Source organism: Pedobacter sp. N36a (genome assembly GCF_014472395.1).
Taxonomy (GTDB): Bacteria; Bacteroidota; Bacteroidia; order Sphingobacteriales; family Sphingobacteriaceae; genus Pedobacter.
Window position 1 is genome coordinate 91,825 of the sequence record NZ_JACSZW010000002.1, and the last position, 16,681, is coordinate 108,505.

At 41.9% G+C, this 16,681-nt stretch carries 11 protein-coding genes; 10 read left to right on the forward strand and 1 reads right to left on the reverse strand.

Features of this window, described 5'->3' with window-relative positions:
* Window positions 1-10 precede the first annotated feature (10 nt).
* Window positions 11-1,459 (reverse strand): sodium:alanine symporter family protein, encoded by a 1,449-nt coding sequence (locus tag H9X96_RS04215; protein WP_255430986.1) that lies wholly within the window; start codon window positions 1,457-1,459, stop codon window positions 11-13.
* A 90-nt stretch (window positions 1,460-1,549) separates the two neighbouring features.
* On the opposite strand from H9X96_RS04215, the gene H9X96_RS04220 reads away from it, so the two are divergent.
* From H9X96_RS04220 to H9X96_RS04265, 10 genes are all read left to right on the forward strand, one after another.
* The gene (locus H9X96_RS04220) at window positions 1,550-2,104 is read left to right on the forward strand and encodes a sigma-70 family RNA polymerase sigma factor (RefSeq protein ID WP_187665094.1); all 555 of its coding nucleotides are present in this window, start codon (window positions 1,550-1,552) and stop codon (window positions 2,102-2,104) included.
* A gap of 92 nt (window positions 2,105-2,196) precedes the next feature.
* Window positions 2,197-3,216 carry a FecR family protein gene (locus H9X96_RS04225; protein WP_187665095.1) on the forward strand — a complete coding sequence of 340 codons (1,020 nt, stop codon included), beginning with the start codon at window positions 2,197-2,199 and terminating at the stop codon, window positions 3,214-3,216.
* A gap of 94 nt (window positions 3,217-3,310) precedes the next feature.
* Complete coding sequence (locus tag H9X96_RS04230; protein ID WP_187665096.1) at window positions 3,311-6,763, forward strand: SusC/RagA family TonB-linked outer membrane protein; 3,453 nt, start codon at window positions 3,311-3,313, stop codon at window positions 6,761-6,763.
* A gap of 12 nt (window positions 6,764-6,775) precedes the next feature.
* On the forward strand, window positions 6,776-8,248 hold the full coding sequence (locus tag H9X96_RS04235) for a SusD/RagB family nutrient-binding outer membrane lipoprotein (RefSeq protein WP_187665097.1): 1,473 nt from the start codon (window positions 6,776-6,778) through the stop codon (window positions 8,246-8,248).
* A 23-nt stretch (window positions 8,249-8,271) separates the two neighbouring features.
* Window positions 8,272-9,555: a metallophosphoesterase family protein gene (locus tag H9X96_RS04240; RefSeq protein WP_187665098.1), complete on the forward strand. Its 1,284-nt coding sequence runs from the start codon at window positions 8,272-8,274 to the stop codon at window positions 9,553-9,555.
* Window positions 9,556-9,592: 37 nt separating this feature from the next.
* Entirely contained in the window at window positions 9,593-10,429 is an 837-nt protein-coding gene (locus H9X96_RS04245) for a glycerophosphodiester phosphodiesterase family protein (RefSeq protein WP_187665099.1), read from the forward strand.
* Between the two features lie 88 nt (window positions 10,430-10,517).
* On the forward strand, window positions 10,518-11,672 hold the full coding sequence (locus H9X96_RS04250; protein ID WP_187665100.1) for a DUF3095 domain-containing protein: 1,155 nt from the start codon (window positions 10,518-10,520) through the stop codon (window positions 11,670-11,672).
* 96 nt (window positions 11,673-11,768) lie between these two features.
* Window positions 11,769-13,502, forward strand: a complete 1,734-nt coding sequence (locus tag H9X96_RS04255; protein WP_187665101.1) for a DUF4091 domain-containing protein — start codon at window positions 11,769-11,771, stop codon at window positions 13,500-13,502.
* Between the two features lie 245 nt (window positions 13,503-13,747).
* Complete coding sequence (locus H9X96_RS04260) at window positions 13,748-14,587, forward strand: DUF6266 family protein (protein WP_187665102.1); 840 nt, start codon at window positions 13,748-13,750, stop codon at window positions 14,585-14,587.
* A gap of 149 nt (window positions 14,588-14,736) precedes the next feature.
* Window positions 14,737-16,554, forward strand: a complete 1,818-nt coding sequence (locus tag H9X96_RS04265; protein WP_304622249.1) for a hypothetical protein — start codon at window positions 14,737-14,739, stop codon at window positions 16,552-16,554.
* The last annotated feature ends 127 nt before the right edge of the window (window positions 16,555-16,681 follow it).

Sequence of the window (16,681 nt, forward strand, 5' to 3'; positions counted from 1 at the left end):
TCAACTCCCTTTACCATTCAGTGGTATTCTTGATTCCCAGTTCTTTAGCATTAAATACCGGATCTTTACCCGCTTTACGCTGCTGCTGATAGTCTTTGAAAGCAATCATAGCAGGCTTCCTCAGTAAAAGAATGGCCACTACATTTAACCAGGCCATCACACCTACACCAATATCACCCAAAGTCCAGGCTGCTTCTGCGGTTTTAATAGATCCATAAAATGTAGCCACAAGAATCAGGATACGCAAGGTCCATAAAGCCCATTTACGACCTTTTTTGTCGAGGTAACTTAAATTGGTTTCTGCAATATAGTAATAGGCCATGATCGTCGTGAAGGCGAAAAATAATAGAGAAATCGCTACAAATCCAGAACCTAGGCTTGGGAAATGAGCATTTACCGCGTGCTGTGTATATTCAGCGCCAATTTTTGCTCCGGGTAGGTTTTCTACAATAAAACCACCTTCCGGATTGATCACATTGTATTTTCCAGTAAATAGGATCATGAAAGCCGTTGCGGTACATACAAATAAGGTATCTACGTAGACAGAAAAAGCTTGAACCAGGCCTTGTTTTACCGGATGACTCACTTCAGCTGCTGCGGCTGCATGCGGCGCAGTGCCCTGACCGGCTTCATTTGAATAAATTCCCCGTTTTACACCCCAGGCGATGGCCATCCCAAATACACCAGCAAAGGCAGGCTCAAGCTTAAATGCGGATTTTACAATCAGCATAATGACCGATGGAATCTCTTGAATGTGCATGGCCATGATAACGATCGCCATTAAAATATAGGCACCAGCCATAAAAGGAACTACAATTTCTGCAACTTTACCAATTCGCTTTACACCGCCAAAAATGATCAATCCTAACAATACGGCAACGCCAATACCAGTATAAGCAACAGGTACATCAAAGGCATTATGGATGCTCAGGGCGATGCTGTTACTTTGAACACCTGGTAAAAATAGGGCAGTGCTCAATATGGTCGCTACAGCAAAGATGATGGCATACCATTTTACCCCCAAGCCCTTTTCAATATAGAAAGCCGGACCTCCACGGTATTGTCCATTGTTTACCTGTTTATAGATTTGACCTAATGTAGCTTCAATAAAAGCAGATGCGCTGCCTAAAAAAGCAATCAGCCACATCCAAAATACAGCACCAGGGCCCCCCATAGCAATGGCTGTGGCCACTCCAGCGATATTACCCGTTCCTATACGACCGGAAATCGCGATGGCAAAAGCCTGAAAAGAACTCACGCCTTTATCGGAGCTGCTGCCTCCAAAAAGGAGTGCAACCATTTCTTTTAGGTAGCGGAGCTGTACAAAACGTGTAACTATTGAAAAATAAATACCAGCTCCCATACAAAGGAGAATAAGGGCGTTTGACCAGATGAGGTCGTTTATTTGATTGATGATTTCTTCCATGCGGCCGTAAAATAATAGATTTTTTTTAATCATCCCATATCTTTTTAATTACTTCCTCCTGTTTCATTTAACATTTTGTTAATATCCGCGTCATTTGCTAAGCCTAATTTCGCTTCATATTTTATGGGCGAAAACAATACTGTCGGACTTAATGGGGATCTTGGAGACGACTTCGATGGAAAAGCATTCGAAGGTCTTTACCGTCGGATGTTTCCAACGCTGATAAAGTATGCGATCTATCTGGTCAAAGATGCGGAAGAAGCGCAGCTCATTTTAAATGATGTGTTTATCGCAATATGGAAAAACAAAGTCCTGCTTGTCAATGAAAAAGCTTATTTGTTTAGGGCCGTAAAAAATGGCGCCAACAATTATCATAAAGCTTCCAGGTTAAACTATCAGCCGATCGAGGAAGAGGAAGTCCAGGGAATTGTAGATGTGAAAGCTGATCCTTTTCAATCTTATGAGCATAAAGACAAAGTGCGGATGCTTTATGATCTGATTGATCAAATGCCGGAACGCAGACGCCTGATTTTTTATATGTATCGAATTGAAGGTTTCAGTTATAAAGAAATCGCAGCCCTGCTGGATATTTCTGTTCGGACAGTAGAAGATCATTTAGTTAAAGGCTTTCAGTTTTTGCAGGAAAAAGTCTTGAAAAATAGAGCTGAATTCCAATAAATCGAGCTTAACAATTTCTTAATGGATACTTAACGTTTTTGGGCCCGTAATCGCCTTCGTAATCTTGTCTTCTAGTTATAAAATGCATAACAATGGAACAAGAAATCTGGAAACTGGTACTCGAATATTTAGCTGCGAAGGAGCGGGGGGAATGGAAAGAGGCGGCAAATTTAGAGGAGCGTTTACAGGACTGGATCAGTAGAGATCCGCTGCATCGGCAGGAATTGGATCAGGCGATATGGCTTTGGGAAAGTACCGCAGTGGTACCGCAATCAGATGCCTGGAAATCTGGGTTTGCAGCGATTCAACTTCCGGTTCCATACGAAAAAGCTCAAAAGAAAACTACCTTTAAAATCTGGCTGGGCGCAGCAGCAGCTGTGGTAGCAGCCATCTCTATCTTGATCATATTTAATAAAAACAGAACAGTACTTAGGGAAGTGGTTCAGACCACCTGGACGACTAAAACCTCGGCGCCCGGAAAAATCACCAATATCATCCTGCCTGACAGTACGGAGATCTTATTAAATGCAGGAAGCAGCATCAGCTTCCCTAATCACTTCAGACAAGCTTCGATGAGAACAGTGAAGCTGGTAGGAGAGGCTTACTTTAAAGTAAAGCGTGATCCGAATCATCCTTTTATTGTGCAGAGTTCAAACATTCAGACCCTCGTATTGGGTACTAGTTTTAACATCTCTGCATGGGGGAAATCCAGTCCTCAAGTAACCGTGCTGACGGGGAAAGTGGCGGTATCTAGGGATTCCGCAGGAAGACAGTCGGCAGCCATTTACCTGCTTCCGAATCAAAAAGCAGGACTTGATGCAAAATCAGGATTGCTATACCGCGAGAAGCTGGAAGATGCCCGCAGCGCAATTGGCTGGACTGAAGGGAAAATGATATTTGACCAAACGCCAATGGAAGAGGTGTTTAAAGTGATCGAACGCCGGTACGGAGTTCAGGTGATTGCAGACCGGTCTTTTAAAGATTGCAAGCTCAGCGCCAAATTTAGCAACATCGATATCAAGGAAGTTTTACAAACCATTCAAATGACCTTAGACATCCACTACACGATCAACAAACAGACAATTTATATAAAAGGAGGTAAATGTAGCTAGACCATGTACAAAAATAGCCGAAGCATGTTGACGCACGCTTTCGGCTAAGAATTCAATTTTATTTTAACCCATCACGATTAAAACACTCAAAGTTATGAAAAAGTCCGCAGTGACTAATCAATTAATTTTTAAAGTAATGCGTTTTTTTACCCTGATCTACATTTTTCTTTCTGTAATGCTCTTCGCAGGGCAGGCCTCGCCTTTAAAAGCGCAGGAACTCAACAGCAGGATCAGTTTCAGCTTTAAACACGGTACCTTAACCGAATTACTTAAAAACATCGAAAAGAAAACCAATCTCTCTTTCGTTTACACCAACAAAGATGCCGTCTTAAACCGGTACATAGCCACTGTTAAAGCTGAAAATGAAATGGTCAGCACTTTGCTGCAGCGCATATTAACGCCAATGCAGCTGACTTACCAGGTTCAGAACAACCAGGTCATTATTAAAAAAGCAATCCGGGTAAAAGGAAGGGTAACCGACGAAAAGGGCCTGCCGATACCTGGTGTGAATATCATTGAAAAAGGAGTAGAAAATACCGCTGTAACCGATTTTAACGGGGAATATAGTGTAAATGTAAAGGACGCGGCTGCGGTACTTATTTTTAGAATGATGGGTTATCAGACCCAGGAAAAAGCAGTTAAAGGAGCGTCCGTGCTGAATATTAATCTGGTACCTGATCAAACTGAGCTTTCAGAAGTAGTGGTCACCGCATTAGGGATTAAGCGTTCCGAAAAAGCATTGGGTTACTCCATTGCAACGGTTAAAGGTGCTGATGTGAGCACTGTTCCAGAGCTGAATGTGATCAATTCTCTAGCCGGAAAAGTGGCTGGTGTAAATGTGGTCAGTACAGGTTCTGATCCGGGTTCTTCTGCTTTCATCACGATCCGAGGGCAATCTTCTATTGCAACCGATAATCAGCCGCTGTTTGTGGTAGATGGTGTTCCTGTGGCACATTCTTTACGTGCAACATCGGAGGTAGGACGTTCTTCAGTAGATTATGGCAGCCCGATTGCAGACATCAGTCCGGATGATATTGAAACGATTACCGTTTTGAAAGGCGCCAGTGCTGCAGCTTTATATGGCAGCAGGGCAGGAAGCGGCGTCATACTCATTACCACGAAGAGTGGTGCAGCAAGTAAAAAAGGTTTAGGAATAAGTTTCAATTCCAGTGCCCAGTACGACAAAGCTTATCTCTTTCCTCATTTCCAAACTGAGTTTGGTGCCGGTGAGGATACCGATGATCCAGCAGTTTCAACAAGTTCAGCATGGGGGCCTAGATTGAATGTAGGCAGCAAACACCTGCAATGGAACAGTCCGCTGGATGCCAATGGAAAGCCAATCCCTACCGATTGGGTATCCTATCCAAACAATGTGAAAGATTTTTATGAAACAGGCTCTACCTATACCAACAACCTAGCCATCACTGGTAAAAATGAATCTGGTAATTACAGACTTTCTTATACCAACCTGGCGAATAAGGGCATTGTTCCCAATACAGATCTGAGCAGAAATACTTTAAATCTGGCTGCCACTTATGTATTGCATCCTAAACTGAAAATCAGCACGAATTTCGGCTATGTAAATAATAAAAGTGACAACCGTCCATCAGCTTACCGGGAGAGTGTGACTCAAATGCTGTATTCGATGCCTGCCAATATGAACATTAATGATTTGAGAAATTATTGGAAGCCAGGGCGTGAAAATCTGGAACAATTCTCGCCGGATGACTCAGATAACCCGTTTTTTGTGGCCTACGAACATACTAATGGTTACGATAGAAACCGCATCACCGGAAATGTGCAGGCAGTAATTGACCTGACCAACGACTTGAGTTTTATGGCTCGTACCGGTCTTGATATGTACAATGAACAGCATGAAACCAAGCGTCCTTTTAGTTCCAAGCGTTTTAAATTTGGCGGTTATGGTGTAGACAATAGTTTCTTCAAAGAGCAGAATACAGATTTCTTATTGAGCTACAAGAAAACCTTAAATGAAGACTGGTCATTTAGCCTTTCCGCTGGAGGAAACCAAATGGATCAAACGGCGAGAAGTACTGCGCAGCGTACCGAAAGTTTAAGTATCCCTGGCATTTATAACATCAACAATGCACAGGCTGGAACAATTACCAATTCGCAGTACAGCTCCCGCAAACGGATCAACAGTTTGTATGGAATGGGACATGCTGCCTATAAAGACATGGTTTTCCTGGATGTCACCGGAAGAAATGACTGGTCCAGCACACTTCCTTCAGAAAACAATTCTTATTTCTACCCTTCAGTTTCCTTTAGCACCATTTTGACAGATGTCTTTAAAATCAAGTCTAATGTACTGTCCTTTGCCAAAATCAGGGCCAATTGGGCGCAGGTAGGAAGTGATACTGATCCTTACCAATTGTACAACACCGTTCCTTTTAACCAGGATTGGGGTGATGTGAAAAGAGCGACTATTGAATTTAACCTTAAAAACAACTTCCTGAAACCAGAAATTGCTACTTCTTATGAATTCGGCGGAGATTTACGCTTCCTTGACAGCCGTTTGGGACTGGATGTCACCTGGTACAAAACGAACAAAAGAAACCAGATCATCAATATCCCTACTACCATTGCTTCAGGTGCTTCAAACCGATTGATTAACGCAGGTAACATCCAAAATAGCGGATGGGAAATTGGATTCTTTGCCGTTCCGGTAAAATCAGCCTTTAAATGGGAAATGAATGTAAACTTCACAAAGAATGAAAACAAAGTGATCTCCCTGATGGAGGGCTTACCGGAATATTCTATGGGTAGTGCCGATGGAGATAACATCCGTTACCTGATCAAAGAAGGGACAAAAATCGGTGATTTCTATACCCCAAGTTATACCAAAGTACCAACCGGACCAAACGCAGGTGCTGCTTTATTGGATAAAACAGGGCATTATATCCGCAACAACAGCGAATACCTAAAAGTTGGCAATTACAATCCTGATTTTACAGTAGGCTTTAACAATACGTTCAGTTATAAACGTTTTACGCTTAATGTTTTGCTGGACTGGCGAAAAGGTGGTAATTTCTACTCCTACGTCGTTAAAAGTTTGATCAATGCCGGTTTAACTGACAACACACTGGTAGGTCGAGACGCGCAAAGTGGTGGTTTGCCATGGGTAGATTCACAAGGAAGAAGCCGAAATGACGGGATGATCATTCCTGGGTTTATCGCCAATACTGATGGCACCTATGCTGAGAATAAGGTCATCATTGCCGCTTCCGATTTTTACAACAACACCTATAACAAATATTACGAACGCTTAACCTACTCCGCAACTTTCCTGAAGTTAAGAGAAGCCTCATTAACTTATGTATTTAATCCCCAATTGCTGCGTAAGCTTCCAATCAGCAACCTTTCTATTTCCTTGATTGGTAGAAATCTGTATACCTGGACGGCCAATGGATTGGGCTATGATCCGGAAAGCACCATGAGTGTAACTGAAGGATTTAAATTGGGCGTTGGTCACTGGACACTGCCAGGAACACGTTCTTTTGGCTTTAAATTAAGTTGTAATTTTTAATGATTATCAGAAATGAAATTCAAATATAAAACCATTCTGGTGCTGTTTGCAACCTTATTGGCTGCCTGTACTAAAGATTTCCAAGAAATCAATACCAACCCGAATTCCCCGGAAACGACCAACACAGAGTTTCTGATGTCGGAAGTAGTATTGTCTACCGCTTATGCCTATCAGGAAAATGCGGTGGGTAGAAGACCGGCATCGGCAGCCCGTTACCTGACGCTGGTTCGCAATACCGGATATGACCTTTTCGATTGGGGACCAGTGGATTGGACTGATATTTATGCCCGTTTATCTGTCAACAAAACTTTCATGGAAACGGCACAAAAACGTTCTGAGAATCAATATGTGGCGATCAGCAAAATTATCAAAGCTTTTAACTTCGGTTATTTAACGGATTTATATGGTGATGTTCCTTATTCGCAGGCCTTGAAATCTAAAGAGAGTAATTTGATTTATCCGGAGTACGACCAGCAGCAGGCGATCTATCCTGATTTGCTAAAGGAACTTCGCGAAGCTAATGATCTTTTAAAAGGCGGAGCACCGGATATTAATGCCAAAGCTGATGTGATGTTCAAAGGCAAGGCTTTGCAGTGGAGGAAATTTGCCAACAGTCTGCGCTTAAGAATGCTGCTGCGCATCTCCAAAAATTATAGTCCGGCTTTTACTGAAATGCAGGAAATCATCAATGATAAAACAAACTTTCCAATATTTGAAAGCAGTGCTGATAATGCGGAAATCCCTTACCTGGGAAATCTGGCCGGTTATAGCTGGCCTGGAGGTCCGCTGGCAATGATTGATTTTGATTACCAGAAAACAAAAGTAAGTAAGGAACTGGTAGATCGTTTGGTTCAAAGAAATGACCCTAGATTGGCGGTATGGGTAGAACCCGTTAAAAGTACAGTAGGTTCAACGGTAGACCTGAATAGATATGTTGGCGTACCGAATGCGATTGATGCGCCTGCGGCGTACAATGGCGGAGAGGATCATGTTTCGGTGTTTTCCTCCAGCTTTTTCAGAAAGAATGGTGCCTCTTCAAACCCTTTATTGAAAGCTAGTCTGCTGACCTATACAGAGCTCTGCTTTATCCTGGCGGAAGCTGTGCAGAAAGGAAAGTTAACTGTGCCTGGCGAAACCGCCGAATCGCTGTACTATAAAGGAATTAGAGAATCGATGAGCAGTTACGCGGTCACGGCTCCTCCAAGTTATTTCGATCAGCTGATCGTGAAATATGACGGCACACAAGAGCAGCTGATCACCCAAAAATGGCTGGCCATGCTGTTCAAAGGTGCAGAAGGATGGTTTGATCAGCGCCGTACGGGTTATCCTGCTTTCGTTACCGGGCCGCTTGCTGCAGGCCGAGGGATCCCAAAACGTTATGTTTTTCCGGATTCTGAAAGCGCAAAAAATAAAGTGAACTACCAAAAAGCAGTTTCTGCCTTTGGCGCCGACAAAGAAACCACGTTAATGTGGTCCCTGAAATAAATGATATATAACACAAATTCAAGATGAATATATTTAAACGTTCAATTGCGCTCATGGCCATGCTGGTAACGGCTGGCCTTAGCCAAACCAATGCCCAGGACTTTAATCCTAAACCTTTTCCGGATCGTGTGATTTTAACCTGGACGGGAAATCCTGAAGTGAGTCAGACGGTCACCTGGCGTACAGATACGACAATTACTGCGGCTAAAGCACAAATCAAAGCAGAAGATTCTAGTCCAGCGCTGGAAGAATCGATTACCAATTATGATGCAGGATCTCGTGTTTTATCTGGGGGGAATAACTATGCCACTGCAAAATATCATCAGGTTACTTTTAACAATCTGAAACCAGGAACGGTGTATGCTTATCGCGTAGGGGCAGGGGAGCATTGGAGCGAGTGGTTTCAATTTACAACCGCTGCTAATACCAACAAGCCTTTTTCTTTTATTTATCTGGGCGACGCGCAGAATGACATTCGTTCCAAATGGTCACGCGTGATCAGAAAAGCATTTTCGCAGCAACCGGATGCCAGGTTCATCATCCATACCGGCGACTTGATCAATCGTTCTAACAATGATAAGGAATGGGGGGAATGGCATTATGGAGGTGGTTTCATCAATGGGATGATTCCTAGTTTACCTTCGCCAGGGAACCATGAATATGTGAGGAATGAGCAAAAAAAGCTGGTTTTGGATCCGCATTGGGGGATACAGTATACCTTGCCGGGTAATGGGCCGAAAGGTCTGGAAGCATCGGTGTATTATGTCGATTATCAGAACGTTCGCATTATTTCTTTAGATTCTCAGATGATCATTCTGGATGAGGCTTCGGCTAAAATTCAATATGAATGGCTGGAAAAGGTATTAAAAGAAAACAAGCAATTGTGGACGGTCATTACTTTTCATCATCCTATCTTTTCTACCGCTAAAAGCAGGGACAATAAAGATTTCCGAGAACGTTTCAAACCATTATTTGATCAATACCATATCGATCTTGTATTGCAAGGACATGACCATACTTATAGCCGCGGACAAAATCTGCCCCGCGGATTATCTGGCAGGGAAGCCAGCGGACCAGTTTACCTGGTTTCTGTGGCCGGTCCTAAAATGTACAAAGTGGATGGTGCCAAATGGATGAATGTCTCTTTGGAAAACACACAGCTTTTTCAAACGATTCATGTGGATGGTCAGCACTTAAAGTTTGAAGCGTATAAAACTTCTGGAGAATTGTTCGATGCTTTTTCTCTGAAGAAAACAAGCAGAGACCATGCCGCTGAATTTACAGACCTGAACCCCGCTTCGAAATAACAACAGCACTAAAATAATCATCATAAAAATGACGATCATGAATCTAAAAAAAGTTTTTTTAACACTGATCTTGATGAGCTTCATTTCTATTACATTTGGACAGCGGACCATCGTGCCGCTGCCTAAATGTAAAAATGGCTTTATCGTGATTGCCCACCGGGGAAGCCATTTGGTAAAACCCGAAAATAGCATCGCCGCGATGGAAGAAGCGATTGAACTTGGCGTTGATTATGTAGAAATAGACCTTCGGACCACCCGTGATGGGCATTTGGTTTTAATGCACAATGAAACCGTAGATGGAACTACCAATGGAAAAGGTAGAATTCAAGACTTAACCCTGGATGAAGTTCAAAAACTAAGTTTGAATGTGAAGGATGGTAAGCAGTATCGTGTGCCAGGTTTTATAGAGGCCTTAAAGACCTGCAAGAACCGGATTAACATTTATCTGGATTTTAAAGCAGCTAATGTTTTGAAGGCCTACCAGGAAATTCAGGCTGCTGGGATGCAAAAACAAGTATTGGTTTATATCAACAAAACAGACGATTATAAATCCTGGCGTGCATTGGCTCCACAGCTGCCATTGATGTCTGGCTTGCCAAAAAGTATCAAAACAAAAGAAGAGCTAGCGGCAGTTCTTCAGCAAATGCCTTTGGAAGCGACAGACAATATTCCGAATCCCATGCTTGTGGAGGCGATGAGGGAAAATGGATTGTCGATCTTTTTAGATGTGCAAATGGCAAATGAAGATCCGATAAAATGGAAAGCGGCCATGGATAAAGGGATTCAGGGCCTGCAAACGGATCATCCGGCTGCGCTAATTCAATATTTAAAGACCAATCAGCTGCGGAATGGATTAAAGGTTTCAGGACTATAGTGGAGACGTTTTTTCATCTTTGCAGTGATCCTTGTGTTTTATGGAGGATTTGTTGTAATTTCAAAGCAACCCAACTATTGTTTTAAGTATGCAGGTAGCCAGTGATTTATTTTATCATCATTTACCAGAGCATAAATTGTCTCTGCCCGAATTGTTGAAAACTACAAGTTTGTTTGAGCAGGTGCCTGCGGACTGGCATGTGATCATCAGCGACATCAAAGGATCTACTCAAGCGATACAGGATGGACAGCATGAAACGGTTAACTTTCTAGCGACCGGCAGTATTGTCGCAGTGCTGAATTTCGTTTTCAAAAGCGGCATTACAGTCCCTTTCTTTTTTGGCGGGGATGGTGCCACATTTATCGTTCCCCCGTCGGTAGTAACTGCGCTAATGGATTTGCTGCTGCTTTATAAAGAAAGTGTGCAGCTTAATTTTGGACTCCATCTCCGAGTGGGTACAGTCCCTGTGCAGGAGATCTATGGCCAGGGACAAGAACTTCGGATCAGTAAGTTCCATATTTCGAGCTCGTTTTCTATTCCTGTGGTTCTTGGAACAGGCTTGAATTATGCAGAACGACTGATCAAAGCCGAAGATTATTTGTTTAACCCATTGGAGGCGATTGCAACTGAATTGGACCTGAGCGGAATGCAGTGCCGTTGGGATAAAATTGGACCTCCTGAAAATAGTACTGAGGTGGTTACCCTGTTGGTTGTAGCTGGTAATGGTCATGAGCAGTCGGCCGTATTTAGTAAAGTATTTACTTTATTAGATGATATTTATGGGGAACCGAAGAAGCGGCAGCCAATTTCAGTAGCAAAACTCAAACTGAAAACTACTTTTAACCGCCTGAATCTGGAGCTGAGAGCAAGGACGGGTTCGCTGAATTTCGTTGAACTGATCCGTACCTGGCTGACCAATTTATATGGTTATGTCTATTTTTATACCGAACCGGGCAAGAACTACCTGAACCGATTGGTAGAAATGTCTGATACCTTGGTGATTGATGGTAAAATTAATACGGTGATTTCCGGGGATGACAGGCAAAGATTGAAACTACTGAGTGCTTTGGAGGAACTAGAAAAGGCGGGAGAGGTTAAATACGGAGTAAATATTAGTAATGATGCGATCATGTCTTGTTATGTTCGTGATCTGGAAGAAGGGCATGTTCATTTTGTAGATGGATCAGAAGGAGGGTATACGAAAGCAGCAATCCTGCTGAAGTCTAAATTTAAATACAAATAAAACCTATCCATATTGTTACATTTAAACAAACGCTTGCGTAACAGTCCTGATACAGTCGCCGTTTTTCCTTGTTCCCTAATTGGCTAACTTAGGCCTATGAAACAGCTATTTTTTATTTGTCTATCCTTCTTTTGTTTAAACATTAAGGCTCAGGACGCCAGCTTAGCACTGCAAAAAAAACCTTTGGTAAATCCTCAGATTCTCAAAGAGGAGTGGGCTAAAGAACCCAATGGATTAAATGTGAGTTTTGCCTCCTCTAATGTACGTTTTGCAAGAGAACTGCCAGCAAAAATAATAGTGCAAAAAGCTTGGGCAGCAAAAGCCTGGAAAGGCGAAAAAATACACACACAAATACTGGTATGGACAAACAAAGATTTGAACAATATCAGTGTACAGCTGGAAGACCTGAAAGATACACAAGGCCATGTGATTAAAAAGGAAAACCTGACCGCTGGCTTCCTGGATTATGTCATTACTGATGAATTCAGAGATGGCTGCGGCCACAGAAAGCCACAGGATTTCGATTCTTCTTATGTTGCCGATGCCATTGACACAAAAACTAAATCAGTAGTACTGAAAAAAAATAGCACCCAGCCAATTTGGTTGAGTATCAAAGTACCAGCAAACACCATTGCTGGAAATTATAAAGGCACCATCAAGGTAAAAGGGGATCAGGAATATGCTTTAGCGGTCATGGTTCAGGTATTGAACAAGACATTGCCAGCGCCTGATAAATGGCAATATGATCTAGACTTATGGCAGCATCCAGCGGCTATAGCCCGTGTGCACAATGCAAAATTGTGGAGCGAGGAACATTTTTCATTGATGAAAGATTACTATACCATGCTGGCGGACGCAGGTCAAAAAACGATTACTGCGAGTATCGTAAATGAGCCTTGGGGACATCAAACTTATGATGATTATCCGAGTTTGGTAAAGTGGACCAAGAAAAAGGATGGTTCCTGGACATACGATTACAGTTTATTTGATAAATACATCTCCTTTGTAATGGATTGCGGCATTACCGAACGTATCAACTGTTACAGTATGGTACCATGGAAAATCGCTTTCACTTATTACGACGAAGCTGCGCAAAAAGAAGCGGTGTTTACGGATGCGATTGGTACACCAGGTTATCATGCTTTCTGGAAGACGATGCTAGTTGATTTTACACAACATTTGAAACAAAAAGGATGGTTCAGCAAAACTTATATTGCCATGGACGAAAGACCAATGGAGGCGATGAAATCTGTCATCAAATTATTAAAAGAGACCGATAAAAACTGGAAAATTGCCTTGGCTGGAGATTATCATCCGGAAATAGAACAAGATATTGATGTGTATTGTGTGGCTTCAAGGTGGGAGTTCCCGGCAGCTACATTGGCGAAACGTAAGGAAAAAGGTCAGCTGAGCACCTGGTATACCTGCTGTACGGAGCCTTATCCAAATGGCTTTACTTTCTCTTCACCGGCAGAAGGCGTTTGGATTGGCTGGTATACGGCAAGCAAAAATATGGAAGGATATTTACGATGGGCTTATAACAGCTGGACAAAAGATCCGCTAAAAGATAGCCGTTTTATCACCTGGCCAGCAGGCGATACTTACATGGTTTACCCGGGGCCTTTGAGTTCTATCCGGTTCGAGAAACTTATTGAAGGCGGCCAGGATTTTGAGAAAATCAAATATTTAAGAGCTGTTTATGCTAAAAATAAGCAGACAAAACAGTTAAATGACCTCAATAAGGCCCTGGAGATTTTTGACATCAAATCATTGTCGAAGACCACAGCTGATGACATGCTGAAGAAAGTAAAACCATTGCTGAATCAATAGTTTTAAAAACACCAATTTTCAGCTTTGAAAGCTATAATTGTTTGGGGATCCTTTGATCAGCTTATGCGGTAGGTTGCTAGGGCCTATATAGGTGAATTTGCCTCTCAAGGAGGGAGTATGCTTCTTTTAAGATACACCTATTGAGAACTAATATCATTAGTATTTATAATGATTATAGTAGGTTTTTGGTGTTTTTTATTAGTATCTTGCTGAAAGATTAATTCACCTTAATAAATCTCTTCATCATGGCAAAATTTAATGTAGGCCCCTATGGCCACCCTTCTGGGAAAATAGGAAATATGGTTTTTTATATGTTAAACGGACAGGGAGTATGTCGGTTGATTGGTAAGGCAGGCAAACCTACGATAAAACAGCTGGCCAATCGTCAGGCAATGGCTGTGACTATGGAATTGCTGAAACCAATGGCTAATTTTATCAATGTCAGTTTCAAGCTGGAGGCAGCAGGAACGATACGAAATCCCCATAATCTGGCTACTTCTTACAACAAAAAACACGCTTTAACCGGTGAATATCCCAATTTAAGGATAGATTATGAAAAAGTTGTGCTTAGCCGGGGAAGCCTGGAATTGATCAAGGACCTGAACATCAGTAAAGGCGAGCATGGGATCAATTTAACCTGGAATTCCGACTATAATGAAAATGCGGATACTGATGACATCATGATGGTCATGGTGAACCATCCAGGCAGAAATAAGGCAAGTGCCTTCCTGAATGCTGGGAAAAGAGTTGATGGAGGCTGTTTTATTCCACTTGATAAAGATTGGATGATGGAGGAACAGATGGAGATCTATATCTGCTTGAAATCGGCTAATGGCAAATTAATTTCGGACAGCCTTTACGCAGGAAACCTAAATGGCGCCGCGGAAACGGCACAGCAAAAAGCAGATGCAGCGCATTATAATCTCATAAAAACGCGGTTTGATCAGGTATCTGCAGCTTATCAGAAAAAAAGAATGGATGCTGCGGAGGACATCCCCAAAACCAAGGCGTTCCGGCAGCTGGAAAGAGAATACCATGTGTTAAAGGATAAATTGATCCATCTAGCAGGGAAGCCTTTGTCTTAAAATCTGGGTATGATCTGCCTTTTCCTGGTTTATTTTTCTTTGTTCTGGCCAATGGGTTTATTGTAATGAATAGTGCCGGTTAAATTTTTAATGCTAAAATCGTAGTTTTAGGGTTCTAATATTTCTTAAACACAATTTAACCTAGCCAATTGAAGAAAACTATTTTACTGGTCTTATTAACTTTCAGCTTAATACCACCATTAACCGCGCAAACTACCACGAAAGTGTATAGGCTCTCTGCTTATGGCATAAAACCCAACACTGGAAGAAACATTACTCCTTTATTAGGGAAATTACTAAAGGAGATTAAGGGTAAAACGACTGATCAGGAAACTGTAGTGATTCAGTTTCAAAAGGGGAAGTATCAGTTTTATCCGGAAGGAGCTGTAAAAAGAGAATACTATATCTCTAATCATGATCAGCTGAACCCAAAGACAGTTGGAATCGAAATAGATCAATTCAAGAACATCACATTGGATGGTAATGGGGCAGATTTGATGTTTTATGGAAGAATGCTTCCTCTAGCATTAATTGAAAGCAGCAATGTGAAGATCAAGAACCTAAGCATCGATTTTGAGAAACCACAAATTACGCAGGTAAAGATTATTGCCAATGACGCCGCAGAAGGAAGCATCACTTTTGAAACTGCTCCATGGGTAAAATATAAAATAAAAGACAGCACTTTCTTCAATGTAGGTGAAGACTGGGAGATGCAGCCAAACTCGGGTATCGCTTTCGAAAACGGTACTAAGCACATCATTTTTGATAGCGGAGATATCAGGGTCGGGACTAAAGGCGTGTCTGAGCTTTCCCCTGGAAAGATCAAGGCACACCACTGGAAAAATAAAAAACTGATCCCTGGAACAGTCATCGCTATGAGAAGCTGGGGCCGTCCTAATCCAGGCATTTTTGTACACAAAGGCAAGGATATCCATCTTGAAAATGTGAAAGTTCATTATGCAGAGGGTATGGGACTTTTAGCGCAGCTGACCGAAAACATTTATATGGATGGTTTTGGGGTGTGTTTAAGGGGTAAAAATGACCCTAGATATTTTACTACTCAGGCAGATGCTACTCACTTTTCTGGATGCAAAGGAACAATTGTATCGAAAAACGGATTGTATGAAGGGATGATGGATGATGCGATCAACATCCACGGTACCTATCTGAAAATGATGAAAAGATTGGATGATCATACGCTGATTGGCAGGTATATGGAAGGACAGTCTTTTGGTTTCGACTGGGGTAATGTACAGGATACGGTTCAATTTATCCAATCTAAAACCATGGACCTATGGGATGCTAAAAACACCATTGCTTCAATTACACCGATAAGAGCTAATCCTCAGGATCCAATTAAAGAGTTTAAAATCGAGTTTACCAATGCGCTGGGCAAGGAGATTGATCCTTCGAAAACAGATGTGGGTATTGAAAATTTATCCTGGACACCATCAGTAGTTTTTACAGGCAATACCATCCGCAACAACAGGGCAAGAGGAGCCTTGTTCAGTACACCAAAACCAACACTGGTTGCAGATAACTTATTTGATCATACTTCGGGCAGTGCCATTGTACTTTGCGGTGATAGCAACGGCTGGTATGAAACCGGATCTTGCAGAGACATTACCATTCGTAACAATACCTTTATCAATGCTTTGACCAGTATGTATCAATTTACTAATGCGATCATTTCGATTTATCCAGAGGTTCCAGATCTTAAAAATCAAATGAAATACTTTCATTCAGGTATCAAGATAGAAAACAATAAGTTTGACACTTTTGATCAGCCGGTATTGTATGCAAAATCAGTAGATGGCATCACTTTTAAAAATAATATCATTAGGACCAATACCGCCTATCCAGCCTTTCATTTTAATAAAAAGCGGGTGCTTTTTGAAAGGGTCATCGGAGTGGAGTTAGGCAATAATAAAGTAGATGGAAAAGTAACTGATTTGCTGGCCAAATAAACTGAAATTCAGTGCTTGCTAACCTTCATAGCATGGAAGTTAATGAAATGTTTTTAATTGTCGCTGATCAGTTTCAGGGAAATATTGGATTTCAGCTTTCACAAATTCAGTTGTGATCGTAAAAAAT